This window comes from Paraflavitalea soli (assembly GCF_003555545.1).
Taxonomy (GTDB): domain Bacteria; phylum Bacteroidota; class Bacteroidia; order Chitinophagales; family Chitinophagaceae; genus Paraflavitalea; species Paraflavitalea soli.
The window spans coordinates 6,277,863-6,288,756 of record NZ_CP032157.1; the positions used below are offsets into that span (position 1 = coordinate 6,277,863).

Sequence of the window (10,894 nt, forward strand, 5' to 3'; positions counted from 1 at the left end):
AATTAATGAGGAATATGAGAGTATTAATAACTGCGCCTTATCATGAAAAAGGTTTGTTTGATGTAAAACAAGATCTGGGAGAAGTAATATATCGCCCGTGGAAACCCAATGGCCGCGCTTATAACGAAGATGAGTTAATGGCCCTGTTGTATGAAACCGAAGCAGAGGCACTCATCACAGAGCATGACCATGTAACAGAGAAGGTGATCACTGCCAATGCGCACCTGCAATTTATAGGTGTATGCAGGGGCACCCCTTCCAATGTATCTTTGGCCACAGCTTCCCGTCATGGCATTCCGGTTTTTTATACACCGGCCCGCAACGCACAGGCAGTAGCAGAGATGTTCATTGCCAATGTGATCACCTTTTTGCGCAAGACCTTGCCTGCCATCAGTTGGCTGCGTGGGCGCAACTGGAATGCAGACGCCCATACTTCTTACCTGGAATTTAAAGGCAACGAACTGGCCGGTAAGAAAATTGGTATAGTAGGCTTTGGTGCTATAGGGCAACTGATAGCCAAGCTGGTAGAAAATTATCCCTGTGCCATTGCTTATTATGATCCCTATGTAAATGCAGCTGCTTTTCCTGCTTACCAGCAGTTGAGCCTGGAAGAACTTTTTTCTACCTGCGATATTGTATCCGTGCATTTGCCCGTAACAGCAGATACAAAGGGAATGATCAATAGCCGTTTGTTTGAATTGATGAAACCAGATGCCATTTTTGTCAACACCGCCAGGGCAGTAGTGGTCAATAGAAATGATATGTACAGCGCCCTGTCAGGAAATAAGATCAAAGGAGCCATCCTCGACGTGTTTGACAACGAACCCCCGGATGAGTTGGATTATAAAATAATTGACCTGCCCAATGTATTGCCAACACCCCATATAGCAGGGGCCACCCACGAAGTGGAAGATCATCATGTGCGCATTCTCAATGAAGTGCTCACAGAATGGTTCGTACATGGCAACCATAGTGCCGATCGCCTGGCCAATAAGGAAATATTATCATCGTACATTCAACGATAAAATTTAAAGGATGAAACAACAGGAAGCATACCTGGTGCTCGATATTGGTACAGGCAATGTGCGTTCGGCTATTGTAAGCCCATCGGGCAAAATACTCGGTGTGGCAAGAGCTGATATCCGGTACTATCGGGATGACCTGTATCCTGATTCTATTTATTTCAAGCCCGATGAACTCTGGTCTCAGCTGAGGGAATTAACCGGAGAAGCGTTGAAGCAGGCAGGTGCGGTCACCATAAAGGCTGCCACCACCACCAGCCAGCGGGAGGGGATTGTATTGATCGATCAGGCTGGCAAGGCCGTTATCGGATTGCCCAATATTGATCACCGCGGACGCGAGTGGGAGGAGAAGTATCTCGATAAAAGCAGGATATACCAATTAACAGGTCGATACCCTACTTCTCTATTTTCGGCCTATAAGCTGGTAGGGATACGGGAAAGGAGACAAGATGTCTGGAATGGGCTTGCCTGCTTTCTCAGCATCAGCGATTGGGCAGCCTGGGAATTGAGTGGTATAACCTTGTATGAACATTCGCAGGCATCAGAAACATTGCTGTATGATGTGGCTGCCGGTAACTGGAGTGAGGAGCTTTGCGCCTTGTTTGGTATTTCACAAAAAATATTGCCTCCCCTCTCTCAGTCGGGCAGTATTGCCGGAACAGTAAAGCAGGATATGGCAGAGCAATGGGGATTTAACCCCGCTGCCCTGGTTATTACAGGCGGTGGAGATACCCAGCTGGCCATTAAAAGCACCAGCCCTTCCATAGGAGATGTGGTGATCGTATCCGGCACCACTACGCCCGTGGTGAAACTGGAAGGAGACTATATTACTGATCAGCTGGAAAGGACCTGGACAAGCCGGGATATTACCAAAGACCGGTTTGTATTTGAAGCCAATGCCGGCGTTACAGGTTTGAATTACCAACGGCTCAAAGAAGTCTTTTACCCCAATGAAGGCTATGATGTAATTGAGCGGGAGCTGGCGGAGAATAACAACAAACAATGTATGACCTCCCTGGGATCATTGATTGCCGGCGAAACCAAGCCTGTGATACGCGGTGGTTTTATTTTTCCTGTGCCTGTGTCTCATGAGCTTACCCGCAGCAGTTTTGTGTGGGCTACCCTCATGGATATTGCCTTTTCTATTGCGGAGAACTATAAAGTGCTGGCCGAAGTATCGGGTCACGACGCCGGTTATATCTGGGCCTGTGGTGGCGGATTACAGAGCAGCGCCTTGCGTAAGCTGATTGCCGCTGTTACGGGCAATGAAGTACGGGTAAGGAATGGTTTTGAGCAGGCATCCGTGGTGGGTGCTGCCATTCTTTGCAACGAGGCCCTGGGGGTAGCTGTTCAAAGAGAAGAAGCCGTGCTGGAAAGTTCCATAGCCACGGATCAGGACGCAGCAATGTATAAGACATTTTATGAACAATGGAAGGCAACAAGAGAACAGTTTAGGGCTGTAAGTTAAACCGCGTTGCTATTACATTAGAATACTAACCAATGAGTGAAGCTTATTTTATCGGCATTGATATTGGTACACAGGGGGCAAGGGTTGTATTATTGGATGAGGTAGGCCAACAACTGGCGGCAAAGGAGGAAGTCTTTCCATTGAACGAGCGTTCCCGCGAAGAGCAGTCGCCGGATATATGGTGGGATTGTTGCTGCAGGCTTATCCCGGAATTGGTAAAGGAAGTACAAGACAAAATTCCGTTGGATAAGATAAGAGCAGTGGCCGTTACTTCTACCTCGGGTACCATCATTCCCCTGGACCGGAATTTTAACCCGCTGCATCCTGCCATCATGTACAGCGATCCGCGATCTGGAAAACAAGCGGCTTTTTGTGCAGCAATAGCGCTCAAAGAAATAAAGGAAGGATATACCGCTTTTAATGCATCCAGCGGATTGCCTAAGATGCGTTGGTTCCTGGATCAGTATCCAGACCGTGCAGCCCAGCTGTACAAATTCATTCATGCCGCAGATTTTATCACCGGAAGATTGTGTGGTGAATATGGCGTCACCGATTATACCAATGCCATGAAATCGGGATACGATATTCACCAGTATAAATGGCAGGAATACATCGTGAAGCAGATCGGCATTCGTAAGGAATGGTTACAGGAAGTAAGACCCTCCGGTGTTCCGCTGGGTACCATAAAGACTGATCTGACAACGCAATGGGGACTTCCCGAGGGGATAATAGTAACAACAGGAATGACCGATGGCTGCGCCTCACAGGTGGCCTCAGGCGCCGTAAGTCCGGGTCAGTGGAATACAACCATCGGCACTACCCTAGTGATAAAGGGGGTGACCGGACAGGCCGTGGCAGATCCGTCAGGAGTTATTTATAACCATCGTCACCCTACGGGTTACTGGATGCCGGGTGGCGCCAGTAATACCGGCGCAGATTGGGTGAGTAAACTATTTGCAGGGCAGGATCTGCAGCAGTTAAGTGAGCAGGCTGCCACAAAATTGCCGGCTGCTTCACTGGCATGGCCCCTGATTCAACAAGGTGAGCGCTTTCCTTTCAAAGCACCCCAGGCCGTGGGATTTTGGCCCGAAGGCGATCTCGTGGAAAAGTTTACCGCCTGTATGGAAGGCGTGGCCTTTATAGAACGATATGCCTACGAAAGGATCGCTTCTTTGTCTGGTGAGAAAATAGAGCGCATCTTTTCTGCCGGCGGCGGCAGTAACAGCGATACCTGGCTGCGCATCAGGAGTGCTGTTATCAATGTGTCGGTGTGCAAAATGAAAAACGTATCAGGTGCCGCTGGCGCCGCCATACTGGCTGCATCCCGTAGTTTTTATTCATCTTTGCAGGACGCTGCTGCTGCCATGGTGAGCCCGGAGTTGACAGTGCAACCATCGCCTCCTTTGGTGAATGCCTATGACCTGAAATACAAACTTTTCATTGACGAATTGAAAGCAAGAAAAATATTGAACTAAGTATGCTGAAGATATTTTTACTCCGACATGGTGAGACTGCGTACAATGCCGATAATAACCGCTACTGCGGGCATACCGATATTCCCCTTACGGAAAAAGGTGTCCGCCAGGCCCAGGAAGTGAAGCGGCAACTGGAAGGAATAGAGTTTGTGAATGTATATTCTTCTCCTTTGCAGCGCGCGTTTACTACAGCTTGCATAGCTTCCGGAAAGGAGGCTGTAAAAGATGAGCGACTGATTGAAGCTGATTTCGGTAGCTGGGAGGCGAAGACTAGGGAAGAGTTCGTTGCTGAGAATGAGACCCTCTGGCTCAACTGGATGAATGATCCGGCGATACATCGGGCAGGTGGCACCGGGGAAACAGGGGCCGAAATTGTAGCCAGGGTGGATAGCTTTTTTCATTTCTTACAACAAACCTATGCTGAGGGCAATATTATGGTAGTGGCCCATAATGGTATTAACCGCTTGTACATGGCCCATAAACTGGGCATGCCTTTGAAAAATTACCGCCAGTTGGTGCAGCAAAATTCCTCCATTACCTGCTTTACACTGGATCAGCATGGAACGCTGACACTTGAATTATTGAATTCAAAACTCCGCTAAATGAAGATCAGTACGCCTACAATCATGGCTTTGTTGGCTACCTTGTTTGCTGTTTCGTCAGGATACACACAGTTGCATACGTTGCCAATAAAGAGTACTCCGGACCTCCAGGCTTACTTTCATTATACAGGTAATGGTAAACAGATCATTAGTGGGCATCGGGGCAGTTATATAGCAGGGTATCCTGAAAATGCCATTGAAACATTCGAGTATGTGTTGAAACATACAGCTGCTTTTTTTGAAATAGATCCCCGTCTCACAAAAGATAGTGTGATCGTGTTGTTGCACGATTCCACTTTAGACAGAACAACCACCGGTAAAGGCAGGCTGGCCGACTATACCTGGGAAGAGGTGAAGCAGTTGAGGTTGAAAGATAAAGATGGTAAGCCAACCCCTTACCGCATACCCACCTTGCAGGAAGCCATTGACTGGGCAAGGGGCAAAACAGTACTGAACCTGGATAAAAAGGATGTTCCCCTGCCAATGACAGCCAACATCATAAAGAAGAATAATGCAGCCACTTTCGTAATGGTTACCGTCCACAACGCAAAGCAGGCGAAGTTTTACTATGATGCCGATTCCCGCTTAATGATGTCAGCTTTTGTAAAGACCGAAAAGGCCCTGAAGGAATATGAGGACGCCGGCGTGCCTTGGAAAAACATGATTGCTTATATAGGCTCTGAAAACAAGCCTGCCAATAAGATCATGTTCGATCTGCTGCATGCCCGTGCCGTGATGTGTATGATCTCTGCAGCGCCTGTTTATGATAAGTTACCCATTGTACAGGAGCGGGCTGCCTCCTATCGCGATATATTTGTGCAGGGAGCGGATATCCTGGAGTCTGATTATCCGGTAGAAGTAGCTGCCGCGATGAAAAAGGCTGCTGGCGTTTCCGATGTAGCGTCGTGTTTAAACTGCCAACCCCCATGAGGATGAAGGGTTTCATCGCCGCCAGGCGCCTCTACAACACCATCGAGGGTGATGAATTCGGTTACGATAATTTTCCGCATGGTCTATTTTTGTAAAACTAGCGGATGGCGTTTTATCCCAGGAGGGGAGAAAAGGACATTCCAAGGGGTAGATATGTCGGACTAACGCCGGGATGTGCGGGTGGATACCTTGTCGGCAATCACCCAGCCTTCATTGGTCTTCATGAGGTTGAAGTAGTCCGTAAACAGATCCCGTTCCGTGCTGATCTCCACTTTTGCACTACCCATATTATTGGTGATATCAATCGATACAATACGGGTGCTGAGGTTTTGGGGTCTTTCGTGTGGTTTAAACAAACTTAGATACTGATTCCTGGAATATTCGATGAATTTCCCATCCCGGTAGTTCTTTAAATGACAGGACGAATGCATGGCTTTACCTAGTTTCACGGTGTCTCCCGTTGCCCAGCCATCGAAATAGAGCTGGATCATATTTTCTATCAATGGTCTTTCGGTGATAGTATCCTGAGAAAATGCAGCAATAAGGCTGACAGATAAACCGGCTAACAGGATCAATTTTTTCATTGTAAAGTGTTTTTGATGAGCAGAATGATGCATGAATGTTCGCTCTCAAAAATCAGTTTTACTTCAAAGCCGAAGGTCCTGTAAAGCGGATTCAGGCGTACGGTTTTATAAATCCGGACCAGGTGGCCGTCGCACAGTACCGGGGTTAATGCTTTGGTGCAGATCAGTTGAAGTCCCTGGGTATCAGGTCTAAAACCCGTGGACAACTTTTATACTGAGGATCAAAACTCAACCTGAGATCAAAACCAACCCTTTTCGCGCCTGCTGAAATATTGAACCTCGACATTTCATTTCCTGTATCGGTCTCTGCCGGCGGGAGAGGGTGGGCAGGTTCGCTCTTCCTGCTTTCCCAAGCGAAATCTCCTTTTGGCAGTGACAGACTGATACAACAAATCTACAATGGTTCCTCATCCTGTTGTTCAAAAATGGGACGGTCTCCCCGGAATGTTGGGACGGCCTGAGGAAAAGCCTGGGACGAACAGCATTTTTTCCCCGGAAGTACCAGCAATTTTGGGACGATAGTCGGCAGAAGCCGGGACGAACAGCCTATGTCCTGGGACGAACAACACATTTTCTCCATTTTCTTCGCTTTGCTTCCCCGGAATCGGCCTCTTTCTCCTCGGATTGTTCGCATTGGGTCCTCTTTGCTTCCTCGGATTCTCCTCTTTGGCTCCCCGGGCCCCGGGGAAGCAAAGAGGAGGATGTTCGAATCTATCGGGTTACCATTGTGGACAAACCCTGCGGAAATCGGCGTACCGGATGGGGCGGTGAGTATACTAACGGTGGGGGCACAATGTTTGAAGCCTGTAAAACATGAGTAGTCAAATTTTTAACAGAACTATTAAGGTGGGTGGGATCGATATTTTTTATCGGGAGGCTGGCGATAGAAATAATCCATCCTTGTTACTCTTACCTGGTTTTCCAACCTCGTCGGTAATGTTTAAAAACCTGATGACTGCCTTATCAGACAGGCTTCACCTGGTAGCTCCCGATTTTCCTGGATTTGGCTTTAGCGCTTTTCCCCCTAAAGATCAATTTGAATATTCATTCGGGAATATATCAGCCTTTATGAACAAGTTTACCGATGCGATAAACCTGCAGTCATTCACCATCTATCTGCACGACTATGGAGCTCCTGTTGGTCTGCGACTATGCGTAAACCATCCTGAAAAGATCGAGGGAATAATTGTCCAAAGCGGTAACGCCTATGAGGAAGGTGTTGCGGGGATATGGGATGAAATGAAAGACTATTGGGAAAACCCTACCCCTGAAAAAAAGAAAAAACTGTATGCTTTCCTAAGCGAGGAAGGGGTGAAGTGGCAGTATACGGCAGGCTTACCCGAAGAAATGCTGCCAACAATAAGCCCTGAATTGTGGGTACTTGATTGGGATTCGATGAAAAGACCTGGTAATATCGATATGCAATATGAACTGAATTGTGACTATATGAACCACATGAAAATGTTCCCTGTCTTCCAGGAGTATTTCCGGGTTCATCAACCTCGGGCGCTCGTCATTTGGGGAAAACATGATCCGTTTTTTAATGTGGAAGAGGCTGCCTGTTACAAGCGGGATTTACCTGATGCTCAGGTTCATATTCTCAATGGCAGCCATTGGGTACTGGAAACAAATTTTGAGGAAGTGTTGGAGCTTATTAGTGGATTTTTTAAGCAGCATTGGCCGACCGGTATTCCGGGGCAACATGCTGGTTGATATTCAAAAGTGCCATGGACCGAAGATCGATAAGAGACTCAAAAATCATACATTTGTTCATTAAACCTGTCTCCAACCCTAATTTATGACTCTATCGAAACAGTCAGCCACTTTATAATGCGATTAGTGAAATTGCTTAGTAATGGAAAAATAGAGAAAGTCGGCTTGAATTCCGTGAAGTTTACAAATACCTGACAGCCTCGCACAGGATTTATCGGATTTGGTAAGCATGATTGTATAACAATTTGCATTAAATGTCCGGAATTACATGAAAAAATACAAGTCGATATATTTCCTGGTATTCTTGGTGGCTGTATTGACCCTGGAGCCACAACGGTTGTGGTCACAGCGCCTGCCTTTGCCTTCAGGGAAATTCAGCATAGGCCATCACCAGCTTGAATGGGTAGATATTAATCGAATAGAAATTTTAGCACCAGACAATATGATGCGCAGGTTGTTAGCCGATATATGGTACCCTGCCGAAAATGTTACGGGCCTGCCAGTTCCTTATCTTGATACTGTTATGATTAACCGGGCTTTGGGAAATAAAGGATTACAGTCGCTTCTTGGTGCAAACGGTGCGGCAAGGATTCGATCGGGTGAAATGAATACACATGGTCGGGAAGAAGCAGCTTTTGACCATCGCCTGAGGTCGGCTCCAGTTATTTTCTTTTCACACGGCATGGGTATGATCACGCAACTGTACACAGCGCAGATAGAAGAACTGGTGAGCCATGGATACGTAGTAGTGGCCCTTTCGCATCCTTATGACGCATGGCTTGTTTCGTTCACAGATGGGATACAGATCCCTTTTGAAAGAAAACAGCGTAATGCAGCGGGCAACACCGAAGAGCAGCATATCGCTTATGAGAATAAAAGAATAGAATGGTGGGCAGCTGACATCCGTTTTGCACTGCATCAACTTGAGATTATCAACAACATGAATGCTGACACGATTCCTTTTGCCGGTCATTTGGACCTGTCCCGCGTGGGTGCTATGGGCCATTCAGCAGGAGGGCGGGCAGCGGCTCGCGCCTGCCAACTTGATGCACGAATAAAAAGTTGCGCTGACCAGGATGGTGTGGCCATGATGCAACCATTTTATTTAAACCCTGATGGAATTGGGATGAAACAATCCTTCTTATTGTTCGAGCGTGTACGCAATGTTACCCTTGGCGAAGCTGACGCTGCTTCTATGGGCATGACGCTTCCGGCGTTGAATGCCCTGGTAGATAGCCTGCGCCGTGGTAAAAGAAATGCGTTGGCTGCGACAGGAGGAGCTTACCACGTGCTGCTTCGATTTGACAGTTCAAGTCACATGAGTTTTAGCGATTTGCCTTTACTCCAGGCAAAAAGCGAGTTGGAATCTGCCGCGGCCAGCCGTGTGTTACAGATAACCTGCCGTTACACACGCGAATTTTTCGACAAAACGCTGCGAGGCGCATCTTCTACACTGTACGATACCAACAAAAGGCTGAACTATATAGATCTTGTTGAATGGTACCCAAAAGCCAGGAACAGAAAGTGAGTGTTGTAATAAATAAAAAGGCAGTTATACGCTCCGCGTAACTGCCTGGTTGCTGCTTCCCCTGCTGGACAGTTCTTGAACCAGTTAGCTCATGATTTACAAGCATTTTGCTGATACTCAAGGTCGCGTGTTAGCGATGGTTTACTTTTTTTTAGCAGCAATTAACTTCTCTAAAACGCTTAAATATACGTCGGTTGGCGTTTGTCGTTCGTACGCATACTTTGTCTTAAAAGCTACAACTAAATCAAGTTTGGGAAAAACGGTAATAAATTGTCCAAAAGCACCTGTTGCAGAATAAGCACCTTCATAAGCACTTTTGTTGTAGGGAGTATCCCAAACCCACCATAAATAACCATATCCAAAATGAAAATAAGCTGTCTTTTCTTCTACAGCTTCTTTATAAGTTGTAACAACTGAAGTAGTAGTTTTTACCCAACTAGCCGGAATGATCTGTTGGTCTCTCCATTTTCCGTTTCTCGACATTAAATATCCAATTCTCGCCATATCCCGAGTCGAAAACCATATGTGATAAGCCGGATATTTTGATTTTGATGTATCTCCTGTTTTGCGCTGCTCTTTGATATTCCAGTCTTGCATTTGCAGTGGTTTTGCAAGAATAGAATCAATTAATTCATAGATAGTTTTGCCTGTCTGTTGTTCTAATATATAACCTGCTATATTGAAATCCCAATTGTTGTATAACCAGTAACTTCCGGGTTGAATACTACCTCTTTTAGGAGCCATTGCAGATGCATCCCCTGAATTACTTGCCGGATGATAAACACCCGAACGGGCAGTAAGTAGGTCCTTAATTGTAGCTTTTTTTTCTATTGGTAACAAACCTCCGATATCATCAAGATGCAACTGTTCAATGGTGGTAGAAAGATTTATTTTACCAGTTTTCACAAAGGGGCCATACAACATGGAAAGAATACTCTTTCGGCACGATGCCAGATAACTTGTTTCTTTAGTGTCTCCATAATCAAAAAGTATTCTGCCAGACTGAATGACGACGACTCCAGTAGCATTTGTACTGTCAATAATGAATTTTTTTAGTTTATAAAGGCTGTCGTTGCTCCAACCTTCTTTAGTGGCATCGCTCATAAATTGCCAGGTGCTGTCGGGATAAATGTAATCACTGCTTTTAGTGATTGTAGTTTGTTGGCAAAAAGATATACAAGGGAGAAATTGAAAATACAACAGAAGTTTTCGCATGGTTGTAATGCATTTGAGGCTAATCGTAATTACCGCTAACTTCTAAATATACGTGCCTTCTTTCAAAAAGCGCAAAGCCACCCGAAGGTGGCTTTGTAAGCTGTTGATTTTGAGTGCTCCCCCTGCTGGACTTGAACCAGCGACCCTCTGATTAACAGTCAGATGCTCTAACCAACTGAGCTAAGGAGGAATCTATAGGCCAGTAACTTTTTATAGCCCTGGATATACCCGTTTGAAGGATGACTGTCAGGACTTTAGCCGTCCTTTCCACATCATGTCCCAAAGGGGTTGCAAAAATAGGGATTTTTACTTTTCATAGCACCTACTGGTAAAATTTTCTGCAGGAAATCTTTGTCT

9 protein-coding genes and 1 tRNA gene are annotated in these 10,894 nt (G+C 46.2%); 7 read left to right on the top strand and 3 right to left on the bottom strand.

Going from position 1 to position 10,894, the window contains the following annotated elements; translation table 11 throughout:
• Window positions 1-14: 14 nt before the first annotated feature.
• Genes D3H65_RS24000 through D3H65_RS24020 form a run of 5 tightly spaced genes read left to right on the top strand, consistent with a single transcriptional unit; the run spans window position 15 to window position 5,497 of the window.
• Window positions 15-1,025: a 2-hydroxyacid dehydrogenase gene (locus D3H65_RS24000; protein ID WP_119052743.1), complete on the top strand. Its 1,011-nt coding sequence runs from the start codon at window positions 15-17 to the stop codon at window positions 1,023-1,025.
• A 10-nt stretch (window positions 1,026-1,035) separates the two neighbouring features.
• Window positions 1,036-2,490, top strand: a complete 1,455-nt coding sequence (locus D3H65_RS24005) for an FGGY-family carbohydrate kinase (protein WP_119052744.1) — start codon at window positions 1,036-1,038, stop codon at window positions 2,488-2,490.
• Between the two features lie 32 nt (window positions 2,491-2,522).
• Window positions 2,523-3,965, top strand: a complete 1,443-nt coding sequence (locus D3H65_RS24010; RefSeq protein ID WP_119052745.1) for an FGGY-family carbohydrate kinase — start codon at window positions 2,523-2,525, stop codon at window positions 3,963-3,965.
• 2 nt (window positions 3,966-3,967) lie between these two features.
• Window positions 3,968-4,567: a histidine phosphatase family protein gene (locus D3H65_RS24015; RefSeq protein ID WP_119052746.1), complete on the top strand. Its 600-nt coding sequence runs from the start codon at window positions 3,968-3,970 to the stop codon at window positions 4,565-4,567.
• Complete coding sequence (locus tag D3H65_RS24020; RefSeq protein ID WP_119052747.1) at window positions 4,568-5,497, top strand: glycerophosphodiester phosphodiesterase family protein; 930 nt, start codon at window positions 4,568-4,570, stop codon at window positions 5,495-5,497.
• A gap of 161 nt (window positions 5,498-5,658) precedes the next feature.
• Here D3H65_RS24020 and D3H65_RS24030 read toward each other — a convergent pair whose 3' ends face one another.
• Entirely contained in the window at window positions 5,659-6,081 is a 423-nt protein-coding gene (locus D3H65_RS24030) for a nuclear transport factor 2 family protein (RefSeq protein ID WP_119052748.1), read from the bottom strand.
• 813 nt (window positions 6,082-6,894) lie between these two features.
• On the opposite strand from D3H65_RS24030, the gene D3H65_RS24045 reads away from it, so the two are divergent.
• Window positions 6,895-7,794, top strand: a complete 900-nt coding sequence (locus D3H65_RS24045; RefSeq protein ID WP_119052751.1) for an alpha/beta fold hydrolase — start codon at window positions 6,895-6,897, stop codon at window positions 7,792-7,794.
• A gap of 268 nt (window positions 7,795-8,062) precedes the next feature.
• Window positions 8,063-9,322 (top strand): alpha/beta hydrolase family protein, encoded by a 1,260-nt coding sequence (locus D3H65_RS24050; RefSeq protein WP_119052752.1) that lies wholly within the window; start codon window positions 8,063-8,065, stop codon window positions 9,320-9,322.
• Window positions 9,323-9,463: 141 nt separating this feature from the next.
• Here the strand turns inward: D3H65_RS24050 and D3H65_RS24055 are convergent, their stop codons facing one another.
• Both D3H65_RS24055 and D3H65_RS24060 read right to left on the bottom strand, forming a co-directional pair.
• Window positions 9,464-10,537 carry a serine hydrolase domain-containing protein gene (locus D3H65_RS24055; protein WP_119052753.1) on the bottom strand — a complete coding sequence of 358 codons (1,074 nt, stop codon included), beginning with the start codon at window positions 10,535-10,537 and terminating at the stop codon, window positions 9,464-9,466.
• Between the two features lie 116 nt (window positions 10,538-10,653).
• Window positions 10,654-10,727: transfer RNA gene (locus tag D3H65_RS24060), tRNA-Asn, on the bottom strand.
• Between the last annotated feature and the right edge of the window lie 167 nt (window positions 10,728-10,894).

Bases quoted from the DNA above. Each gene is read 5' to 3' on its own strand.
- D3H65_RS24055 (WP_119052753.1), bottom strand. From the start codon at position 10,537: ATGCGAAAACTTCTGTTGTATTTTCAATTTCTCCCTTGTATATCTTTT.
- D3H65_RS24050 (WP_119052752.1), top strand. From the start codon at position 8,063: ATGAAAAAATACAAGTCGATATATTTCCTGGTATTCTTGGTGGCTGTA.
- D3H65_RS24015 (WP_119052746.1), top strand. From the start codon at position 3,968: ATGCTGAAGATATTTTTACTCCGACATGGTGAGACTGCGTACAATGCC.
- D3H65_RS24000 (WP_119052743.1), top strand. From the start codon at position 15: ATGAGAGTATTAATAACTGCGCCTTATCATGAAAAAGGTTTGTTTGAT.
- D3H65_RS24005 (WP_119052744.1), top strand. From the start codon at position 1,036: ATGAAACAACAGGAAGCATACCTGGTGCTCGATATTGGTACAGGCAAT.
- D3H65_RS24010 (WP_119052745.1), top strand. From the start codon at position 2,523: ATGAGTGAAGCTTATTTTATCGGCATTGATATTGGTACACAGGGGGCA.
- D3H65_RS24030 (WP_119052748.1), bottom strand. From the start codon at position 6,081: ATGAAAAAATTGATCCTGTTAGCCGGTTTATCTGTCAGCCTTATTGCT.
- D3H65_RS24020 (WP_119052747.1), top strand. From the start codon at position 4,568: ATGAAGATCAGTACGCCTACAATCATGGCTTTGTTGGCTACCTTGTTT.
- D3H65_RS24045 (WP_119052751.1), top strand. From the start codon at position 6,895: ATGAGTAGTCAAATTTTTAACAGAACTATTAAGGTGGGTGGGATCGAT.